Here is a 20,220-nt window from a genome sequence, read left to right as displayed (position 1 = left end):
GTTGGGTGTTGCAAATTTATGAATCAGCCTCTGCGGACTTTGGGAGTTGCGCCAAATGCTTGGATGGTAGATCATGCGATCGCAGATATTACCCGTTCTCCCAAAAACCCACAACCCGTTATCTTAACAACCGAAACTAAAACCCTGCGCCTTGACTTGGCAAAAGCCGCAATTCTTGTTATTGACATGCAAAACGACTTTTGTCATCCCGATGGCTGGTTAGCGCACATTGGCGTGGATGTGACTCCCGCACGTCAACCCATTGAACCGTTAAATAATTTACTGCCCAAACTGCGTCATGTTAACGTGCCGGTAATTTGGGTAAATTGGGGTAATCGTCCCGACTTACTCAATATCAGTGCGGCTTCCCGTCACGTCTATAACCCTAGCGGTGATGGTGTGGGCTTAGGCGACTGCTTACCCAAAAACGGTGCTAGGGTATTAATGGCAGGTAGCTGGGCAGCAGCCGTAGTTGATGAACTACCACAGTTACCCGAAGATATCCGCATCGACAAATACCGTATGAGTGGCTTTTGGGACACACCCTTAGATAGTATTCTGCGGAATTTGGGAATTACTACAATATTTTTTGCTGGTGTGAATGCTGATCAATGTGTATTAACTACACTCTGTGACGCTAATTTTTTAGGATATGACTGCATTTTAGTTAAAGATTGTACCGCGACAACTTCACCCGATTATTGTTGGTTAGCAACCTTATACAACGTTAAACAATGCTTTGGTTTCGTCACCGATTCCCAAGCAATTTTCACAGCTTTAAGCCACCCCAAATTAACAGGAGAGGATGATTAAGATGCACTCTACTCGTTGCGTAATTCCTGTTATTAAATCTCCCAAAGATTATCAAGCATACCGCATCAGCCCTCATGATAGTAATCGATTAGCAATTATCTTTGATTCCACCAACGCCAATACTTCTTTAACTTGTTGTGTAGAAATATTTGATGTGGGTGGACAGACACCGCCAAATCGTCATCAATGGGCAGTAGAAATGTTTTTTATTCTCAAAGGTGAAGGAGTAGCTATTTGTGATGGTAAAAAAGTCGCTATTAAAGCCGGAGATAGTTTATTAGTACCGCCCACAGGCACACACTTAATTAAAAATACAGGCTCTAGCCGCCTGTATACCTTAACAATTATGGTTCCAAATGAAGACTTTGCTGAATTAATTCGCAGTGGCACACCTGTAGAATTAGATGCAGAAGATATGGCAGTATTTGGCAGGTTAGATACCTTTATGCCTTATTGAATAAAAATTCAGAGAATTTTAGAAAATTGTAGGGTGCGTTGAAGCAAAGCGTAACGCACCTTATTGGCATTGCAAGTCTAACTATGTTGCTTTTTACGGGAATTTACGGCAATCTGGATGTAGTCACTGCCTATAGCGTCTATGTTTGATGCCTTCTTAGCTCACAATAGTCAGTTGTAGGTGGCTTTGGGTGGTCGCTTTCTCTTCTCTCGCGCAGAGACTTGTAAAGTGTATCACGCCCTAACGGGAAGTCAAAAGTCAAAAATCAAAAGTCAAAAGATTATCTTTCCAGAAGTAGCGACTGTCTTAAAAATCAAGCTCATCATTTTATCTTTTTTCAATAAACCTCATCATGAGTGCCAATATCAACTAGCACGATCTCATCCTCATCAGATGTAAGGTTGGGTGTAGCGATAGCGATAGCGTAACCCAACCTTACTATTTTCTAAAGGAAAAAGACTCATCATCAAATCTGTTTCCTGTCACCTGTTTCCTATAATGTATCCATTGCCACCTGTGCCTGTGGATTTTATGCTTAGATTATATGGTTTGAAAAATTTTGTTACTACTATGTCCATAAAGTTATCAGGTCAGTTTAGTACATTGTCGATAATGCCTTTATTTTTGGGAAGTTCCTTGGCGATGATTTCCCAGATTTATCCAGCCCAAGCACAAATCAACAATCATCATCTTTTGTTGTCACAACAAACAGTCATTGAAACTTTACCACCACCGCCAGATACTTCCGTTACCCCAGATAATCAACAAACTTTGCCCCAAATACAACCAGGGCAAATTGAGCAATATGATTCTACTCCTTTTCCCTACCCATCTACAGATAATCAGTCTCAACAAAATCCTGTATTAATTCAACCGAGTCAGCCCAATCAATATAGCCAAAACTTTGAACGTTACTTTGTCTATGTTGACAGTGATAATTACCAAACACTGCAAAGAGTCCGGCAAATTGAACCAGAGGCTTACATCCGTCCATATCAAGGACGTTCGATTATTCAGTCAGGAGTGTTTAACAGGCGATCTAACGCTGAGGATCGGGTGAGACAACTAGAATTTTCTGGTATTCGTGGTGCAAGAATTGTCAGCTTTTCTAACGGGCAGGAAATACAAAATTTTAGCAGTAGTAATAGTAGCAGCAATTCTCAAAAGAGAAGTAATCGGTATTATGTTGTGATTCCTGGGAGAACTCAAGATTTACCTGTAATTGCTAATACAATCATCCGTAAAAGTGGCTATTCTAGCTTAGTGCAAGAAAGACAAAGACCCTTTGGCCCTCATGTAGCTGTAGGGCCATTTGTGGAACGGGGTGATGCAGATAGATGGAATAGATATGTCCGGGATTTAGGATTTGGTGATGCGAGGGTTTATTACGCTAGGTAAGTGCTGAGTGCCGAGTTCTGAGTTAAAAGTAAAGAGTAAATATCTGGAGATTTTTTGAATAATTCAGAATCTAGAAGTGATGCCATGATACTAATTCTGTATGAATATGCACTGAATTAAAGAACGAACCGCAAAGGGCGCATAGACGCGATAGCGGCTTCCCGCAGGGTAGAACGCAAAGAAAGAAGAGATAAAAGATTAAGTGCAGCCTCACATAGAATTGGTATGAGCTTGTCGAAGGGTCAGAATTGCTCAGAGTTTGTTAATCAGTAATAATCAATTTGTTAGCAGAATATTGATGAATTAATAATTCTGGCTTCTGACTCCTGACTTCTGAATTCTCTTTCACTAACTTTTAACTCAACTCCTATCAGCAACTAAATCTGGAAATTTATAACAATGCCAAACCCGTCTCTTATTCAGATCAACCACGCGCAAAACAGACAAGAATATACTGCACAAGTTGTAGTCACGTCCGTGCAGATGCGGGACATTGAAGAACGGATTTTTGCCGTAGGTATGCCTGTAGCTGCTTTGATGGAAAAGGTCGCTGGACTGATTGCCCTGCGCGTGCAGCAGTTATTTCCTTTGTCTGATAATTTATGCCGTGTAGGTATTTTAGTTGGCCCTGGTCATAATGGTGGGGATGCTTTGGTTGTAGCCCGTGAATTACACTTTCGTGGGTATGAAGTTTGGATATATTCGCCTTTTTCTAAGTTAAAAGAATTAACTGCACAGCATTTACAATATGCTCAAAGTTTGGGTATTTCTTGTTATCAAAATATTGAACAATTACCGAATTGTGATTTTTTAATTGATGGTTTATTTGGATTTGGGTTAGAAAGACCGCTTACTGATGCGATCGCTTCTACAATTAATCAATTCAATGAATGGCAACAACCGATTATTAGTATTGATATCCCGTCTGGGTTGCATACCGATACCGGAGAAGTTTTAGGAACGGCAATTCGCGCTACTTACACATTATGCTTGGGTTTGTGGAAGTTGGGTTTATTGCAAGATCATGCTTTAGAGTACGTCGGCAAAGCAGAGTTAATTGATTTTGATATTCCCGTGGCAGATATAGAAGCTGTATTGGGAAATACACCCAAAATTAGACGAATTACTAGAAAAACTGCACTTTCTACTTTACCTTTGCCACGTCCAGCAGTAACCCACAAGTATAAAGAAGGACATCTATTATTAATTTGTGGTTCGCGGCGTTATGCTGGTGGGGCAATTTTAACAGCGTTGGGGGCGCGGGCTAGTGGTGTGGGAATGCTCTCTGTAGCGGTTCCTGAATCATTAAAATATCTTCTGGTGTCACATTTACCGGAAGCATTAATTATTGGTTGCCCAGAAACCGAGACAGGGGCAATTTTAGAATTAACATTACCAGAGAATACTAATTTAAGTGCTTTTAGTGCGATCGCCTGTGGCCCTGGTTTAACCCGTGAAGCTACTCCCATTGTGCAGCAAGTTATTGAGAGCGATCGCACCTTGCTTCTTGATGCCGATGGTTTAAATATTTTGGCACAGCTAGACACTATCCCCACTTTACAAACACGACAAGCGACAACTGTCCTCACTCCCCACACAGGTGAATTTCACAGGTTATTTCCCAACGTATCAGATGCCAAACACGACAGAATCAAAGCCGTCAGAGAAGCCGCAGCCCAAAGTGGCGCAGTGGTATTGTTAAAAGGCGCGAGGACTGCCATTGCCAATTCTCAAGGTAACGTCTGGATTAATCCTGAAAGTACCCCAGCCTTAGCCCGTGGTGGTAGTGGTGACGTGTTAACTGGCTTACTGGGTGGTTTATTGGCACAAGCAACAAAAAAACAAATTCCTGTAGAAGATATCGTCGCTACTGCTGCTTGGTGGCATTCCCAAGCCGGAATTTTAGCAGCCCAAGAACGCACAGAACTAGGTGTAGATGCCCATACATTGACGCAATATTTAATGCCGAGTGTGAAGTATGAAGTATGAAGTATGAAGTATTAAATTTTACTTCGGGTATTTACGAGGAATTGTTGAGTAAAAAAACTAGCCTCTAGCCCCTCACCCCACATCATTCCTAAACTTTACACTTCAGTCGGGCATCGCTACTCCAGCATGATCGGGGTTCACTGCTTCAGTTTCGGGCGAAATGATAGTATTAATAGAGTTTCAATATCAAACGTAAAATAAAAGCAAATCTTTTAGTAGATTTATTTCATCTACGTTTTTGTGTTTTTGAGTGAATTTTCATTTCCTACCCATCTCCTACTAAAAAAGCTGGGTTAGGTTAAATTCTTATAATCAATACCAAAGCTATATTTCCCATCCCCCTTGATTTAGTTCCATAACCGCCATGTTAAAACTCCTGTTGGGCGATCCCAACGCTCGTAAACTGAAAAAATACCAACCTTACATCACGGAAATTAATCTCTTAGAGGAAGAAATTAAAGCTCTCTCTGATGAGGAATTAAAAGGTAAAACCGGAGAATTCAAACAGCGTCTTGCTAAAGGCGAAACTCTGGATGATATTTTGCCCGAAGCATTTGCCGTGGTTAGAGAAGCAGGACGGCGAGTCTTAGGGTTGCGACACTTTGATGTCCAGATGTTGGGCGGTATCATCCTGCACTCTGGGCAAATTGCGGAAATGAAAACTGGGGAAGGCAAAACCCTGGTAGCAACCTTACCTAGCTATTTAAATGCTCTCACGGGTAAGGGTGTCCACGTCGTGACTGTCAACGACTACCTAGCTCGTCGGGACGCGGAGTGGATGGGACAGGTGCATCGCTTCCTCGGCTTGAGTGTGGGACTCATTCAGGCGACCATGAACCCCAGCGAGCGCCAAAAGAACTACGAATGTGATATTACTTACGTTACCAATAGTGAAGTCGGCTTTGACTACCTGCGCGACAACATGGCCACTTCAATGGCTGATGTGGTGCAACGTCCGTTTAACTATTGTGTCATTGATGAAGTAGACTCAATTTTAATTGATGAAGCCCGTACACCATTGATTATTTCTGGTCAGGTAGAAAGACCGACAGAAAAATATTTACAAGCGGCGGAAATCGCCCTGACACTGAGAAAAGATGACCATTACGAGGTAGATGAAAAAGCTCGTAACGTGTTGTTGACTGATGAAGGCTTTGCGGAAGCAGAAGAGCTTTTAGGTGTCACAGATTTATTTGACCCGGAAGATCCTTGGGCGCACTTTGTATTTAACGCGATTAAAGCCAAAGAATTGTTCTTAAAGGATGTCAATTACATCGTTCGTAATGGTGAGGTCGTCATTGTAGACGAATTTACCGGACGGGTATTACCGGGACGGCGCTGGAGTGATGGTCTACACCAAGCCATTGAAGCCAAAGAACACGTAGAAATTCAGCCGGAAACTCAAACTCTAGCCACAATTACCTATCAAAACTTGTTCTTGCTGTATCCCAAATTAGGCGGAATGACCGGAACAGCCAAGACAGAAGAAGCTGAGTTTGAAAAAATTTACAAACTAGAAGTCAGTATCATTCCGACTAACCGCATCAGAAAACGGCAAGATTTGTCGGATTTGGTGTTTAAGACAGAGGCGGGTAAATGGACAGCGATCGCCAGAGAATGTGCCGAAATGCACGAACTTGGTCGCCCTGTACTCGTAGGAACCACTAGTGTCGAAAAATCAGAATATCTCAGCCAACTCCTCAAACAAGCTGGTATTCCCCACGAATTACTCAACGCCCGCCCCGAAAACGTGGAACGGGAAGCGGAAATTGTCGCCCAGGCAGGACGGAGAGGTGCTGTTACCATTGCGACTAACATGGCGGGTCGAGGTACAGATATTATCCTTGGTGGTAACTCCGAATACATGGCGCGGTTGAAATTGCGGGAATATTTTATGCCACGCATTGTCCAACCAGAAGACGAAGATGTGTTTGGTGTACAGAGGGCAAGCGGTAGTCTACCTGGTGGACATGGTGGCGGCCAAGGTTTTGCCCCAGGGAAAAAAGTCAAAACTTGGAAAGCTTCACCAGAAATCTTCCCCACCCAACTTTCTAAAGAAACCGAAAAACTACTGAAAGAAGCGGTAGATGTTGCAGTTAGGGAATATGGCGATCGCAGTTTACCAGAACTAGAAGCGGAAGATAAGGTGGCAGTGGCAGCCGAAAAAGCACCCACCACAGACCCAGTAATTCAGAAGTTACGCGAAGCATACAACCGCATTAAGCACGAGTACGAACAGTTCACAGAAAGCGAACACAATAACGTCGTCGAAATCGGTGGTCTGCACGTAATAGGTACAGAACGCCACGAGTCACGCCGCATTGACAACCAGTTGCGGGGACGCGCCGGACGACAAGGAGACCCTGGTTCCACCAGATTTTTCCTCAGTTTAGAAGATAACTTATTGCGGATCTTTGGTGGCGATCGCGTCGCTGGTTTAATGAACGCCTTCCAAGTCGAAGAAGATATGCCTATTGAGTCGGGAATGCTGACTCGCAGCTTAGAAGGCGCACAGAAAAAAGTCGAAACCTACTACTACGACATCCGTAAACAAGTATTTGAATACGACGAGGTAATGAACAACCAACGTCGCGCCATCTACGCCGAACGCCGTCGGGTATTAGAAGGGCAAGACTTAAAAGAACAAGTCATCAAATACGCCGAAAAAACGATGGACGACATCGTTGACTACTACATCAACCCAGATTTGCCCTCAGAAGAATGGGAATTAGAAAAACTGGTTGAGAAAGTCAAAGAATTCGTCTACTTGCTATCAGATATGCAGGCAAATCAACTAGAGGATATGTCTGTCAGCGAGATTAAAGCATTCCTCCACGAACAGGTGCGAATTGCCTACGACATGAAAGAAGCGCAAATTGACCAAGTGCAACCAGGACTGATGCGTCAAGCCGAACGCTTCTTCATCTTGCAGCGTATTGATACCTTGTGGCGCGAACACCTGCAACAAATGGATGCTTTACGCGAGTCTGTAGGTTTGCGTGGTTACGGTCAAAAAGACCCGCTAATTGAATATAAGAGCGAAGGTTATGAACTATTCCTCGATATGATGGTCAACATCCGCCGAGATGTAGTTTACTCCTTGTTCATGTTCCAACCCCAGCCTCAGCCAGTGGTGCAAACATCATCGGAAATGGTGTAGCAGAGTTATTAAATATCTCACGCAAAGGCGGCAGCGCGTTACGGGGTTTTCTCCCGTTGTAGCGACTGCCGCACAAAGTTTTTTGAATGATAAAAATTAATAATCCTTAATAGCCTGCACTACTAAGGATTCCTTAAAAATAAAAATACTCACAATCCAAACCGTCTCTTAAAAATCATCCAGAAACTGACTGAGACGACTAATCACAGGGTCAACATCTTCAGAAGGTGCAGCAGCGTAGGTAGTGTTAACCATTTCCATTGCGGGGACTGTTGACACTACAGGCGCTGGCGCTGGTGAAGTTGGAGGCTGATGGTGAATAATCTGCGGTCGCTCTGTCACCAAAATTGCGAGATGCGCCATCTGTTGCGTGAGTTGCACAATATGGCGTTCCATCGCCTCCAAACGATTCGATTCTTTAGCGAAAAAACGTTCCTCTAGGTCAGCCACTTGGCGTTGCAGTTCATCGATTTTCTGTTCAACCGACTCTGCGGCTATTGGTTTGGAAGCAGGTTTAACAGCTTCCGGGACACATAAAAATTGCCATAGGGCTTCTTTACAGAGGTCGCTAAAAGTCTTGTCTGGTTGAGGCTCTAAATGGCTTTCTACCAGCGACAACAAGCTTTCATCTGCAACTTCTGGGTTGAACGTCACCGATTTAACTACTTTTTTTGACCATTGGAACATTGACTTTAAGACCTAGCAGCACGAACGGCGGATAATTGCGCCTCTCCATAAATATACTGCCCCAAGGCGTTAGCTTGGCGAGATGGTGCAGCTAGATGGGCGTTGATTTGAGCATCTTTTAACAGACGTTGCACATCTTCCCAGAAGAATTCGCCGCCGCCGCCTGTGATAATCACATCAGTCACACGCTCAGGTAGCCAAGCAAGGACACGGCTGCAAATATCACGGGAAAACATCTCAATCAAGTTGGGGAGAAAATCATCCAGGTTGGCAGGCTTGCTAGAGCCTTTGGGACGATAGAAACGTTCTCCTCTAGGTTTGTTCACCGCAGAAATGAGTGCTAGAGATTGGCTGTCTGCGCCTTCAATTTCTTTCGCTACCATTTCATAGAATTTGCTCATCCCAAAATCTTCACTCTTAGAAGCACCACGAGCGAAGCGGAAATTATCTACCATCAACAAATCGATGGTTTGATGTCCAATATCGACAATAGCGGCTGATACTTTGGTAAAGTCGGGGCTGCCTGCACCTTTTTTGGGTTGAGCTTCACACCAAAGAAGACTACCGTAACCTTCAGGCATTACCCAAACTTTATTGATGTTGAGAGAGACACTTTCGCCTCTAAAATTCATCACGTGAGGGCCAGTCAGCTGACTGATGATCTGGGCTTTTTCTTTTTCAAACTGCTCCAAAGAGAGGAAGGGTAGACCCAGGACAATGGAAATTTCGTCTTTTAGCTTGAAGTAGCCAGCACAAGCTAAAACTTTAGCCAATGCGTCTTCTACCTTAGATTTACCAACTCCAAGGTTTGCGCCAAAATCGGCGGCGAGTTGACCGACTGCATAGCCACTGCCTTGATACTCCAGCCACAAGTCCATTAAAGGATCTGTCGCACGGGCTTCAAAAATACCTCCCCGGACTTCTTCCATTGACATTTGTTTGACATTGGCGGGGATGAAAACCACATTACCGGGTTCGCGGCTGACAGAAGTCTTGGTTGATGTTCTGCCTAAGTCCACACTGAGAATAGCCTTGCCAGAACTGCCATTTGTTTTAACAGGAGTAGCAGTATTAATTGGGGTAGCGGCTGAAACCCGGTTGAGTGGGATAGCAGCAGCATTCATTGGGGTAGCGGCGGAAGGTTGGTCTGTCATGAAAGCTCCTAGTCCTTTCTTAACTGTCAAAATTTAACTTGCTCATCTTACATACAAACATGCGAGATACCAAAAATTCTAGGTTTCGTCAAGTGTAGCTAAAAATACGCCTAATGCTGATTTAGGCGATCGCTTTCTTCAGCATTATTTGGCATAGTGTAGGCGAATTTTTACCAGATGTAACCCCCCAACTTTAAATAAACTTTAAATCAGGGTGGTGTATTTTAGTGTCTAGTCCGTTTCTGCCTACGCTTGAGTATCCAGACCACAAATGCCAAAACCAAAGTCCCAAGCACAATTTTTGATACTGGGGCAAGGTACTTGTCCACAAGTTCATACTGGCTACCCAAAATATACCCTGAGTATGTTAACAAACCTACCCAGGCAGCACTACCCAAGGTTGTATAAAATAAAAATGGTAGCAGAGGCATATCGCTAATGCCTGCTGGCACGGAAATCAATGTACGGATTCCCGGTACAAGACGACCAATTAACACTGCTTTGCTACCTTGAGAATCAAACCAATGCTTTGCTTTGGTAATATCTTTGCTGGATATGGTTAACCACTTACCGTACTGATCCGCCCATCGTTTTAGGCGCTGTTCGCCCAAAAACTTACCAGGATAGTACCACACAAGTGCGCCAGCTACAGAACCTACAAGTCCAGCAAAAAATACTCCCAGAATATTTAATCGGTCTGGTGTTGCCCTAGCGGTAAATCCTGCCAGTGGCATAATCAATTCTGAAGGAATTGGGGGAAACAGGTTCTCTACAAACATTAACAGTGCAATTCCTACGTATCCCAAGGAATTGATCGTATTAGTAATCCATTCAAGCATTGAGTATATTCCTAAAACTGCGGCACAAGTTTGTTTGCCTAATCTAGCCTTAATCTTCTTAAAACTTTACTGATAATCCGTCATCTCTGGGGTAATGATTAGCCAAATTTTAGGGGCGCAATAATTACGCCCCTAAGTATTTTATGTATTCAATTGAACAAAACTATTAGATTGTGGAAGTTAAGGATTGAACTCTCGATTCTGACTGCCAGTCTAATGGGTTGAACACTCTATCTTCCAAAGCCATTTGCTCAATTAAACTAGCTAGTCTCAGAGCTTTTAGCGCCTGCTCACCACCAACGGAAGGTTGATTACCACCGTGAACACAGTTGACAAAATGTTCTAGTTCTGCACTCAAAGGCTGAATATTGGTGGTAGAGACTTTTTCGATCAAACCATCTTGTTTGTAAAGTAACTGACGATTGTCAGTTAAATTGGTGGTTGTTTGGCGATGAACCAGAATTTCGTTCTTGAGAAAATCTGCTTCCGTAAAGGAGTTTTTGCAATGAGCAACAATGCGCCGAATCTTTTTGTGCGTGACTTTACTGGCTGTCAGCGTAGCAACAATACCATTGGCAAATCCCAAGGTGGCTGTGACGTAATCTAAATAACCAGAATCTAAAGCACGAGTACCACTGGCTGTCAGTTTGACAACTGGAGAGGCGGCTAGTTCTAGCATTAAGTCAATGTCGTGGATCATTAAATCCAGCACGACGGAAACATCATTGGCACGATGGGAGTAAGGACTCATCCGGTGAGCTTCCAGCGCCAGCAATTCTTCGGTTTTCAGGACTTTGCTGAGTTCTTGAAATGCAGGATTGAATCGCTCAATATGACCTACTTGTAAAATGCACCCTGATTCTGCGGCTGCATTGACGAGGGATTCTGCTTCCGAAATACTAGCAGCGATCGGCTTTTCAATTAAAACGTGAATTCCCGCTAATAGGCAATTAATCCCCACGGCATAATGCAGGCGAGTCGGTACGGCGATGCACACTGCTTCCACATGGGGTAGCAAGTCGCAATAATCTTCAAAAAAACGCACCTTGTATTTGCTGGCGGTTTCTAAGCCTCGTTCAACATTGATATCTGCCACACCGACTAGTTCAACATCTTTCATTGAACTCAAGACGCGGGCATGATGTTGTCCCATGTTACCCACCCCGACTACACCCACGCGAATCGGTCGTGGCTGATTGCGCTGTGTGTATGAATTTGATTCTGCCACTGACATGCTATTTTGCACTATTGTTCTCTCCTCAACCACCAAATTTAGAGACGCTGCGGCCGTTGGCAATTATACTGAACAGCCAGTTATGATCCGTCTAAAACCATCCAGATGGTAACATAGAGGCTCTGTTTATGAAGAATTTCAAAGTTTGCGATAGTTCCCGCAATCTGGCTGTCTTTTTTCTGTTCAGTTCTAAATCAATCAGGTTTTTGCTCTTAACACAATAGCTAATGTGTTTTTTTATTAACTTTAAACACAAAATCAATTTTTAGTGAAAGTTTCTCAATCTTAGTCAGAGTATTGGATACCAGGAAATTTACCATCTTAATAACGTTGTAAATAAATAATTTTCCTGTCAGTAAAATTACAAAAATAGCTACCATAACACTTCAAGAATAGTCCAGTTTATAAACTGGTACAGTATGGAAAAAAAATCGAGTGGTCAGGCTGGCTGACAGTTTTTTTAATTATGATGTTTTGGCAATGAGAAATCTAAAAATTGGCAGCCAAGATGAAAGCCGTAATTTTGTTGTCTGGGGGATTAGACTCTTCTACTGTACTTTATCAAGCCAAAGCAGATGGTTGTGAGTGCTACGCCATTTCTTTTGATTATCAGCAGCGACATCGCCGAGAGTTAAACTCAGCGATGCTGATGGCGCAAACTGCTGGTGTAGAAGAACATCAGGTGGTGAATTTTGACTTACGCAAATGGGGTGGTTCAGCACTGACAGATGAAAAAATCGATGTTCCCCAAGCCCGTTCCTTGGAGAAGATGTCACAAAAAATTCCTATAACCTACGTACCTGCACGGAATACGATATTTTTAAGTTTTGCCTTGGGCTATGCGGAAGCGATCGCAGCTGAACGTGTGTACATTGGTGTGAATGCCTTGGATTATTCCGGCTATCCTGATTGTCGTCCTGACTACATCCAGGCAATGCAAGAAGTTTTTCGCCTGGGAACCAAACAAGGACGAGAAGGTGATGCAACTGCGATCGTTGCCCCTTTGATTCATCTCAAAAAAACCGAAATCATCCAACTTGGTAACAAATTAGGCGTTCCTTGGCACTTAACTTGGTCTTGCTATAGCGGTGGTGATATTGCCTGTGGAGTCTGTGATTCTTGCCGCTTGCGACTAGCAGCTTTTGAAGAACTGGGATTACAAGATCCACTGGCTTATGTGGAGGGAGTGGGGAGTGGGGAGTGGGGAGTAGGGAGTAGGGAGTAGGGAGTGGGAAAGGGGGTGGACAAGGGTGCTTTCAAGGGCAGGTTTTTAAACCTTCGATAAATAGTTGAGAATATTCTCAATTATGAAACGTAGTTTTAACTGTTCAGACAATAATTTTGGTTTTAAAAGCCCAAAAATTTGTCTAATAAAAAAAGCCTGCCCTTGAAAGGGACAAGGGTGAGGGGGTAGACAAGGTTGAGAGGTAAGGTATAAATCTTACTTCCTTGTCCTCCTTGTCTCCCTTGCCCCCCTTGTCCCCTTTGTCTCCCTTGTCCCCCTTGTCCCCCTTGTCTCCCTTGTCCCCCTTGCCCCCTTGTCTCCCTTGTCCTCCTTGTCCCCCTTGCCCCTCTTGCCCCCCTAAGACAAGCGTTGCACTTGAATCTGATGCAGCCTTGGCCCGACAATTGAGACTATGGTGAACTGAAGATTTTCGTATAAAAAGATTTCACCTTTAGTCGGCATTTTCTGTAATTGATAAAGCACAAAACCGCCTAAAGTTTGATATTCCCTAGCTAGAGGCAAACTGAGATTTAAGACTTCGTTGAGGTCTTCGAGATTAATTTGTGCTTGTACTAAAAATGTGTCTTGATCGACAATTTCAATTAACAAGTCTTCGTTGTTTTCCCGTTCCCCTGTATTGCCAATAATTTCACCAATCACGTCTTGAATGGTCACTAGCCCTACAGTCCCACCAAACTCATCAACGACAATGACCATAGCTGGTTTTTCTTGCTGCATCATGGGCAAGAGTTCACTTAAGGGTGTGTTTTCTGGGACAAATCGGGCGGGACGCATCCACGGTTGGAGATGGGATGTTAAAGTGAGTTTCTCTATTGCCAAGGGTTGGGCTAAATCTCGAAAGTAAACAATCCCGCGAATGTCATCTAAAGATTCGCCAATAATGGGGTAGCGGGAGTGACCAGTAGTGGTCATTTCCTGGAGTAAATGCTGGAAGGTTGCATCTTTGGGTAAAGCAATAATGCCATTGCGAGGAATCATTACGTCTTGGGCGGTAACATCACCAAATTCAAAGACATTATTCAGCAGTTGGCGTTCAGAATGTTCTAAACCTGTAGATTCTCGTTCTGTGGCAATGATCATCTGTAATTCTTCCGATGTTACAGGCGGTCTCCAACTTTGACCTGTGTATTCAATGCCAAAAATGCGTAACAAACAAAAAGTTGATTGGTTGAGAATCCAGATAAAGGGACTGAAAAAACGAACGATCGCTTTAACTGAAGGGCCTAAAAATCGTGCTAATTGTTCAGAATAGAGTAGAGCCAGTGATTTTGGGCATAATTCCCCCAAGACAATTTGCAGATAAGCTACCAAAAAAAAGGCCAGGGGAATTGATAGCGAATGGGAAATAAACTTAGTGGTCGTTGCTGGTAACGGCCAAGATTTCAGCCATGTGTTTACCAGCACCACAATTGTACTTTCACCAATCCACCCCAGTGCCAAACTCGAAAGGGTAATGCCTAACTGTGTTGTTGATAGCAGCCGATCAATACTGCGTTGTAATGTTTCAACTGCGATCGCTTGTATGTCACCAGCCTTGACTAACTGATGAATCCGCGATCGCCGCACTGTCACCATCGAAAACTCTGCCGTCACAAAAAAGGCATTGATGGCAATCAGTAGTAGTACTGATAATAATCGCAACCCTACATCTGCCCAAGTTAAACCAGGAAAACCAATCACTGCCTAAACTCGTGTAAACTCTCTTAAAGTAAAAAGGTAAAAGGTAAAAGTAAAAAGATTCTTTTGACTTTTTACTTTCCCGTCTTTACCTTGCTACAGGGATGTCAGCGACATCTAACTTGAGTTTTTGTGCAGGATAATCTGTCAAAGACAAAGAGACTTTGTTCACATCATCCAGTAAAGCTGTAGGAATAATCACTGTACCGGAAAATGTCGGCCCATTTGCGGGTAATTCTGCGGGTAAACCTTCTGTACTAGCACTCAAGGTTCTGCCTTTGTCGTCGGTCACATCTAAGAAACTATACAAAAAGCGCACAGAATCCTTACCTTTGTTCTGCATTTTCACTTTTAGAAGTAAATCGCCTCCAGAGTAACGCGCCGATTGCACCGCAAACGTCACACCTTCACTTTCCGCACTCACCGGAAATCCTGGTTGGGGTTTTTCTTCAACTGCTTCCTGTGGCTTTTCTTGCGGCTTCTGTTTTTTATTGATTTCTTCGTCTTCGTCGTCTAATTTTTCTGATTGGTTAGCTTTCGCCTTACCGTCAATCCGAGATTTAACAATTTTTAATATTTCTTCTTCTTTTAATAAAGTTACGCCTGGCTGTTGGGAGTTATTGGTCTTAGCACTGGCGAATTTGGTTGTCGGGCGACCATCGGGAGTTGATACTCCTTTGAGAGCTAGACTGCCCAAATTGAAACCTAAAAACGCGCTGACAGACCCTGCGCCCAACATCAGGATTAACAAAACCAAAGTCAGTATTACAGTAGAATTTATTTTCATCGCTGACAAGCTGTTGCTGAAGAATGCTGGTCTATATTAAGAGCATTGAAGTTATGTACCTCAATCCTTAAACGAACTTCATCAATCATAGTGTGCATAATTTCATAATTAAATTATGTAGTATAAAAATCTGATAAACTGTGGTAAAAAGGTAGACAATTGGCAAACTTGAGATAAAATTAATATTCGACCAGGGTTGGCCGAGCGGTTGAGGCAGCGAACTCATAATTCGCCCAAGGCAGGTTCAACTCCTGCACCCTGGATTTTTTAAGTGCTGAGTGCTGAGTTGAAAGTGCTAAGTAATAAGTTCTTTTAAGTGATGACTCTAGCCGTTGTATGCCAAAGTTAATTTAACTCCATAACCCCCTTTAACTACTCAGCACTCAGCACTCAGCACTCAGCACTCAGCACTCAGCACTCAGCACTCAGCACTCAGCACTCAGCACTCAGCACTCAGCACTCAGCACTCTAAAAGCGGAATTCTGTACCGACTTTGAGTTTGTCACTATTTAAGCGAGGAGATGACAGTAAGGAACTATCATAAGGGTTGGGTAAATCTGGTGTGCGTAGATAAGGGTCATTACCGGCTTGCTGAGTCATAACATCTCGATAGAGGGTGTTCATTAACTCAGCATCACGGGCTATTTCATTTTCTGGGAAAGTATTGCGAAAACCGGAACCATTACCGAGAAAATTGTGTAACTGACGTTTGGCTGTGTTATTTTCATAAAAATTGCGATCGTGACGGAAATAAGCTCGCTCAAAAGCTTCATTAGCTGTTTCATAATTAGGTGTATCTGCTTCAGCAGAAGCCACAGCCGGAAAAATTAAACCAGTCGCTAAAAGTACCACAAGACCACCAAAGGATTTAAATTTTATACCCATTCCCTTAACTCCTCAATTTTGAGCGAATCTTAACTTATGCTTAATTGCAGAACTCTGATGAGTTCAACCTTTGGTGTAGCACAACTGATTATCATTTGTAATGACGCATTCTACTGAAACCCTTACTCCGGCTGATATTTGGGCCACCACTGCTGACTTAGCTACTTTGCGCCACAAGCTACTAGACTTGTTTTGCCAACTCGCCTATCAAGAAGGTGATTTTGTGCTGGCTTCAGGACTACGTAGCACCTATTACATTAATAAAACCCAGGTAACACTCCATCCCCAAGGCGCTTTAGCCGTTGGACGTTTACTATTTCCCTTACTACCTGCGGATACTGAAGCTGTGGCAGGTTTAACACTAGGCGCTGATCCTATTGTGACAGCAGTGAGTGTGGTTTCTGTTTATGAAAACCGACCCATACCAGCACTAATTATTCGCAAAGAAGCCAAAGGTTACGGAACGAAAGCTTATATTGAAGGGCCGACTTTGCCTGAAGGTGCAAAAATCGTCGTTTTGGAAGATGTGGTGACAACTGGTCAGTCGGCTTTAAAAGCAGTAAATCGGCTAAAAGATGCAGGATATACTGTTGAGCAAGTCATTGGACTGGTAGACCGCAAGCAAGGAGGCGCAGAACTTTACCAGTCTGTTGGTCTAAAGTTTGAAGCGTTGTTTGGAATTGAAGAAGTTCAACAACGCTATCGGGAATTAGCTGGTTAAAGCGTAGGTTGGGTGGAGCGACAGCGCAACCCAACATCCAGAGAACTTGGCATTGTTGGGTTTCACTTCGTTCCACCCAACCTACATTTATCTTTCTTGTTCCAGTAATTCCCACATCAGGAAGGCAAACTCCATCACAATTCCTGAACCGGGGATGAACCAGTCAGCAATTAGGGGAATCAGAAAAAATGCGATCGCCATCAGCTTTTTAGCTTTCATTTACTTTGCCTCAAACGCTGAAGCAACGGTAAATTTGGGGTAGTGCGAGGAAGCAAAAGTGGCTGTCTGTGGGCGGTGATGCGTGAATCTGCCGAGATTTGAGTTTGGGGATGCTAGATTAAGTTTGGGGAATCCCGAAACTTTGTCGCAAATTTGGGCAAGAATAAGCTATGGCGCGTGTTAGCTACGGTGATGAAGTCAAAGCGCGGGTAAAAAAACTGTTAGAAAAGTTTTTGGCTTATGCCAATAACGAGTTAGAAGACGGTGAACTTTATAAAATTGCCCTGAATTGGGAAACGCCGCAGCAAGTAATAGTGAGAACACAGCTAAGAGTTCTGGCAGAACTTAGCGTTTTAACTAAAGAAGAAGTCAGGGAAGCATTAAAACGACTCGAAGATTTTGTAAACATTCTCGAAGATTTGCGCGAACACAGACGAGGTTCGGAGGATTGGCACTTTCGGCTGAAACTTTGGCATGATAAAAGCGATAAACACGCGAATTTGCAGAAATTTGATGCAGAATGGCAAAGCCGAAGAGAAGAATTACCAGGCGTACAGCGTGAGAAGGCTAAAAAAACTCAATCCTCGCCTACCCGTTACGAAAATCTTCCCTTCAGTGGCGTGGTGGAATTTGTCGGACGAGAAACGGAATTGCAAAACCTCCATCGTTTGTTGCGGGAAAATCAACAGGTAGCTATTGCAGCTATAGCGGGGATGGGTGGAGTCGGGAAAACAGAGTTAGCTTTGCAATATGCCAATTCGCACCGCGTCACCTACCAAGGCGGAATTTGCTGGTTGTCTGCATTGCAGGATGTAGGAGTGCAACTGGTGGATTTTGCTCGTAATAAGCTGCTATTGAACATCCCAGATGATTTAGATTTAGCTGCGCGAGTGCAATTCTGTCTTTCAAAATGGTATGAGGGTGAGGTTTTACTGGTAATTGATAACGTCACTAACTATCGAGAAGAAGTTAGATGTTATTTAGATTCTGTTCCGGCGCGGTTTAAGCAGTTAATTACCACGCGGGAGAAATTACAACCGCCGATAGTGCGTTTAGATTTAGATGTGCTGAAACCACTTGCGGCGATGCAGTTATTAAAATCGATAATTGGTAGAGAACGACTGCGGCGTGAACCGTTAATAGCGAAAAAGCTTTGTAAGTGGTTGGGATATTTGCCCTTGGGTTTGGAATTAGTCGGGCGTTATTTGTTGGGTGATGATGAATTATCCCTAGCAGAAATGCTGCAAGACTTGGAAAATGAGCGTCTGAAAAATCCGGCTTTAGATGAAGCTCAACCAGAGATGACTGCTGAGTTGGGTGTTGCAGCTGCGTTTGAGTTGAGTTGGAAACGGTTGCGAGAAAAGGGTCAAATCCTAGCTCAACATTTAGGCTGCGTTTTGAGTTTATTTGCCTTAGCTCCGATTCCTTGGGAGTTGGTGGAGGGGATAAAAATAAATAATGAGGTTCAAAATTGGAAACAAGCTAGGCGGGAGTTGTTGCAGTTACATTTACTTCAGTTCAAAGGCGAGGGAACTTATCAACTTCATCCCCTGCTGCGGGAGTTTTTTAAAGATAAGCTGGAAGATTTAGAGGAGAAAGAGGAATTTAAGCGATCGTTTTGTGGGGTGATGGTAGCAGTAGCTAAAAATATTTCTCACAACCCCATACTTGAGCAAATTAGGGGTGTTGCCCCAGCAATACCTCATTTAGATGAAGTAGCAAATAATCTCATTCAATATGTCAGCGATAATGATTTAACTTGGCCATTCGTTGGCAACGCTTTATTTTACAGTGGTCAAGGATTGTATGACAAAGCAGCACCTTGGTATGAGCAGTGTCTAGAAATTGCTAAAAAACGCTTGGGAGAAGAACATCCAGGTGTCGCCTCTAGCCTCAACAACCTAGCACAAATCTACGACTTCCAAGGAAGATACAGCGAAGCCGAACCCTTATTTATCCAAGCCTTGGCACTATGGCGCAAACTGCTAGGTGAAGAACATCCCCATGTCGCCTCTAGCCTCAACAACCTAGCAGCACTCTACAAATCCCAAGGCAAATACAGCGAAGCCGAACCCTTGTACATCCAAGCTTTGGTAATGTGTCGCAAGCTGCTGGGTGAAGAACATCGTCATATTGCACTTAGCCTCAACAACCTTGCTAATCTCTACGAATCCCAAGGCAAATACAGCGAAGCCGAACCCTTGTACATCCAAGCTTTAGCACTTAGGCTCAAACTGCTGGGGGAAGAACATCCCCATGTCGCCTCTAGCCTCAACAACCTAGCAGCACTCTACAAATCCCAAGGCAAATACAGCGAAGCCGAACCCTTATTTATCCAAGCTTTGGCACTGTGGTGCAAACTGCTGGGGGAAGAACATCCCGATGTCGCCTGTAGCCTCAACAACCTTGCTAATCTCTACGAATTCCAAGGTAAATACAGCGAAGCTGAACCGTTGTACATCCAAAGCTTGACACTGTGGCGCAAACTGCTGGGGGAAGAACATCCCCATATCGCACAAAGCCTCAACAACCTAGCAGTATTCTACTACTCCCAAGGCAAATACAGCGAAGCCGAACCTTTGTTTATCCAAGCTTTGGCACTGAGGCTCAAACTGCTGGGGGAAGAACATCCCCATGTCGCAGAAAGTCTCAACAACCTAGCAGTATTCTACGAATCCCAAGGTAGATACAGCGAAGCCGAAGCTTTGTGCATCAAAGCCTTAACACTCTGTCGCAAATTGCTGGGAGAACAACATCCTGATGTTGCCATTAGCCTCAACAGCCTTGCGTTTCTCTACTGCTCCCAAGGAAGATATAGCGAAGCCGAACCTTTGTTCATCCAAGCTTTAGGTATTTTAGAGCGACGGTTAGGGGCAAATCATCCTAATACTGTGAAAGTGCGTAAAAATTTGGCAAGGTTGCGCGACTCTTGAAAACCACAACAGTAATTTTGA

General features: G+C 43.6%; 16 protein-coding genes and 1 tRNA gene. 9 read left to right on the top strand and 8 right to left on the bottom strand.

Annotated elements, in window-relative coordinates:
• The first annotated feature begins 18 nt into the window (after positions 1 to 18).
• The 5 genes from H6G79_RS05325 (at position 19) to secA (ending at position 7,817) form a co-directional block, all read left to right on the top strand.
• The gene (locus H6G79_RS05325; protein WP_190589898.1) at positions 19 to 813 is read left to right on the top strand and encodes a cysteine hydrolase family protein; all 795 of its coding nucleotides are present in this window, start codon (positions 19 to 21) and stop codon (positions 811 to 813) included.
• A gap of 1 nt (position 814) precedes the next feature.
• Positions 815 to 1,270, top strand: a complete 456-nt coding sequence (locus tag H6G79_RS05320) for a cupin domain-containing protein (protein WP_190589899.1) — start codon at positions 815 to 817, stop codon at positions 1,268 to 1,270.
• 570 nt (positions 1,271 to 1,840) lie between these two features.
• Complete coding sequence (locus tag H6G79_RS05315) at positions 1,841 to 2,668, top strand: hypothetical protein (RefSeq protein WP_190589900.1); 828 nt, start codon at positions 1,841 to 1,843, stop codon at positions 2,666 to 2,668.
• Between the two features lie 399 nt (positions 2,669 to 3,067).
• Positions 3,068 to 4,657 carry an NAD(P)H-hydrate dehydratase gene (locus H6G79_RS05310; RefSeq protein WP_190589901.1) on the top strand — a complete coding sequence of 530 codons (1,590 nt, stop codon included), beginning with the start codon at positions 3,068 to 3,070 and terminating at the stop codon, positions 4,655 to 4,657.
• 364 nt (positions 4,658 to 5,021) lie between these two features.
• A complete protein-coding gene (gene secA, locus H6G79_RS05305; RefSeq protein ID WP_190589902.1) occupies positions 5,022 to 7,817 on the top strand; it encodes a preprotein translocase subunit SecA in 2,796 nt (931 codons plus the stop codon).
• A 168-nt stretch (positions 7,818 to 7,985) separates the two neighbouring features.
• Here the strand turns inward: secA and H6G79_RS05300 are convergent, their stop codons facing one another.
• The 4 genes from H6G79_RS05300 to H6G79_RS05285 form a co-directional block, all read right to left on the bottom strand.
• Positions 7,986 to 8,504 carry a plasmid segregation centromere-binding protein ParR gene (locus tag H6G79_RS05300; RefSeq protein ID WP_190589903.1) on the bottom strand — a complete coding sequence of 173 codons (519 nt, stop codon included), beginning with the start codon at positions 8,502 to 8,504 and terminating at the stop codon, positions 7,986 to 7,988.
• 5 nt (positions 8,505 to 8,509) lie between these two features.
• Complete coding sequence (locus tag H6G79_RS05295; RefSeq protein WP_190589904.1) at positions 8,510 to 9,658, bottom strand: ParM/StbA family protein; 1,149 nt, start codon at positions 9,656 to 9,658, stop codon at positions 8,510 to 8,512.
• Between the two features lie 224 nt (positions 9,659 to 9,882).
• The gene (locus H6G79_RS05290; RefSeq protein ID WP_190589905.1) at positions 9,883 to 10,497 is read right to left on the bottom strand and encodes a DedA family protein; all 615 of its coding nucleotides are present in this window, start codon (positions 10,495 to 10,497) and stop codon (positions 9,883 to 9,885) included.
• Between the two features lie 166 nt (positions 10,498 to 10,663).
• Entirely contained in the window at positions 10,664 to 11,743 is a 1,080-nt protein-coding gene (locus tag H6G79_RS05285) for a Gfo/Idh/MocA family oxidoreductase (RefSeq protein WP_190589906.1), read from the bottom strand.
• Between the two features lie 496 nt (positions 11,744 to 12,239).
• Between H6G79_RS05285 and queC the strand changes: the two genes are divergently transcribed.
• Entirely contained in the window at positions 12,240 to 12,956 is a 717-nt protein-coding gene (queC, locus tag H6G79_RS05280; RefSeq protein ID WP_190589907.1) for a 7-cyano-7-deazaguanine synthase QueC, read from the top strand.
• Positions 12,957 to 13,313: 357 nt separating this feature from the next.
• Here queC and H6G79_RS05275 read toward each other — a convergent pair whose 3' ends face one another.
• Positions 13,314 to 14,657: a hemolysin family protein gene (locus tag H6G79_RS05275; protein ID WP_190589908.1), complete on the bottom strand. Its 1,344-nt coding sequence runs from the start codon at positions 14,655 to 14,657 to the stop codon at positions 13,314 to 13,316.
• Positions 14,658 to 14,742: 85 nt separating this feature from the next.
• Positions 14,743 to 15,441: a hypothetical protein gene (locus H6G79_RS05270; protein WP_190589909.1), complete on the bottom strand. Its 699-nt coding sequence runs from the start codon at positions 15,439 to 15,441 to the stop codon at positions 14,743 to 14,745.
• A gap of 190 nt (positions 15,442 to 15,631) precedes the next feature.
• Here H6G79_RS05270 and H6G79_RS05265 point away from each other — a divergent pair.
• Positions 15,632 to 15,704 (top strand) — tRNA-Ile (locus H6G79_RS05265).
• A gap of 205 nt (positions 15,705 to 15,909) precedes the next feature.
• Here the strand turns inward: H6G79_RS05265 and H6G79_RS05260 are convergent.
• The gene (locus tag H6G79_RS05260; RefSeq protein WP_190589910.1) at positions 15,910 to 16,326 is read right to left on the bottom strand and encodes a hypothetical protein; all 417 of its coding nucleotides are present in this window, start codon (positions 16,324 to 16,326) and stop codon (positions 15,910 to 15,912) included.
• Positions 16,327 to 16,426: 100 nt separating this feature from the next.
• On the opposite strand from H6G79_RS05260, the gene pyrE reads away from it, so the two are divergent.
• The gene (gene pyrE / locus H6G79_RS05255) at positions 16,427 to 17,047 is read left to right on the top strand and encodes an orotate phosphoribosyltransferase (protein WP_190589911.1); all 621 of its coding nucleotides are present in this window, start codon (positions 16,427 to 16,429) and stop codon (positions 17,045 to 17,047) included.
• An 87-nt stretch (positions 17,048 to 17,134) separates the two neighbouring features.
• On the opposite strand, the gene H6G79_RS37250 is transcribed toward pyrE, so the two are convergent.
• Positions 17,135 to 17,266, bottom strand: coding sequence for a hypothetical protein (locus H6G79_RS37250; RefSeq protein WP_277877212.1), 132 nt, complete (start codon positions 17,264 to 17,266; stop codon positions 17,135 to 17,137).
• Between the two features lie 170 nt (positions 17,267 to 17,436).
• On the opposite strand from H6G79_RS37250, the gene H6G79_RS05250 reads away from it, so the two are divergent.
• On the top strand, positions 17,437 to 20,199 hold the full coding sequence (locus H6G79_RS05250) for a tetratricopeptide repeat protein (RefSeq protein WP_190589912.1): 2,763 nt from the start codon (positions 17,437 to 17,439) through the stop codon (positions 20,197 to 20,199).
• Positions 20,200 to 20,220: the final 21 nt, after the last annotated feature.

It is taken from the genome of Anabaena sp. FACHB-83, assembly GCF_014697485.1.
Classification (GTDB): domain Bacteria; phylum Cyanobacteriota; class Cyanobacteriia; order Cyanobacteriales; family Nostocaceae; genus Nostoc_B.
This window is presented reverse-complemented; position numbering and strand designations above follow the sequence as displayed.

Excerpts from the sequence above, each read along its gene's own strand:
- H6G79_RS05325 (WP_190589898.1), top strand. The coding sequence starts at position 19 with ATGAATCAGCCTCTGCGGACTTTGGGAGTTGCGCCAAATGCTTGGATG.
- H6G79_RS05320 (WP_190589899.1), top strand. The coding sequence starts at position 815 with ATGCACTCTACTCGTTGCGTAATTCCTGTTATTAAATCTCCCAAAGAT.
- H6G79_RS05315 (WP_190589900.1), top strand. The coding sequence starts at position 1,841 with ATGTCCATAAAGTTATCAGGTCAGTTTAGTACATTGTCGATAATGCCT.
- H6G79_RS05310 (WP_190589901.1), top strand. The coding sequence starts at position 3,068 with ATGCCAAACCCGTCTCTTATTCAGATCAACCACGCGCAAAACAGACAA.
- secA (WP_190589902.1), top strand. The coding sequence starts at position 5,022 with ATGTTAAAACTCCTGTTGGGCGATCCCAACGCTCGTAAACTGAAAAAA.
- H6G79_RS05300 (WP_190589903.1), bottom strand. The coding sequence starts at position 8,504 with ATGTTCCAATGGTCAAAAAAAGTAGTTAAATCGGTGACGTTCAACCCA.
- H6G79_RS05295 (WP_190589904.1), bottom strand. The coding sequence starts at position 9,658 with ATGACAGACCAACCTTCCGCCGCTACCCCAATGAATGCTGCTGCTATC.
- H6G79_RS05290 (WP_190589905.1), bottom strand. The coding sequence starts at position 10,497 with ATGCTTGAATGGATTACTAATACGATCAATTCCTTGGGATACGTAGGA.
- queC (WP_190589907.1), top strand. The coding sequence starts at position 12,240 with ATGAAAGCCGTAATTTTGTTGTCTGGGGGATTAGACTCTTCTACTGTA.
- H6G79_RS05270 (WP_190589909.1), bottom strand. The coding sequence starts at position 15,441 with ATGAAAATAAATTCTACTGTAATACTGACTTTGGTTTTGTTAATCCTG.
- H6G79_RS05260 (WP_190589910.1), bottom strand. The coding sequence starts at position 16,326 with ATGGGTATAAAATTTAAATCCTTTGGTGGTCTTGTGGTACTTTTAGCG.
- pyrE (WP_190589911.1), top strand. The coding sequence starts at position 16,427 with ATGACGCATTCTACTGAAACCCTTACTCCGGCTGATATTTGGGCCACC.
- H6G79_RS37250 (WP_277877212.1), bottom strand. The coding sequence starts at position 17,266 with ATGAAAGCTAAAAAGCTGATGGCGATCGCATTTTTTCTGATTCCCCTA.
- H6G79_RS05250 (WP_190589912.1), top strand. The coding sequence starts at position 17,437 with ATGGCGCGTGTTAGCTACGGTGATGAAGTCAAAGCGCGGGTAAAAAAA.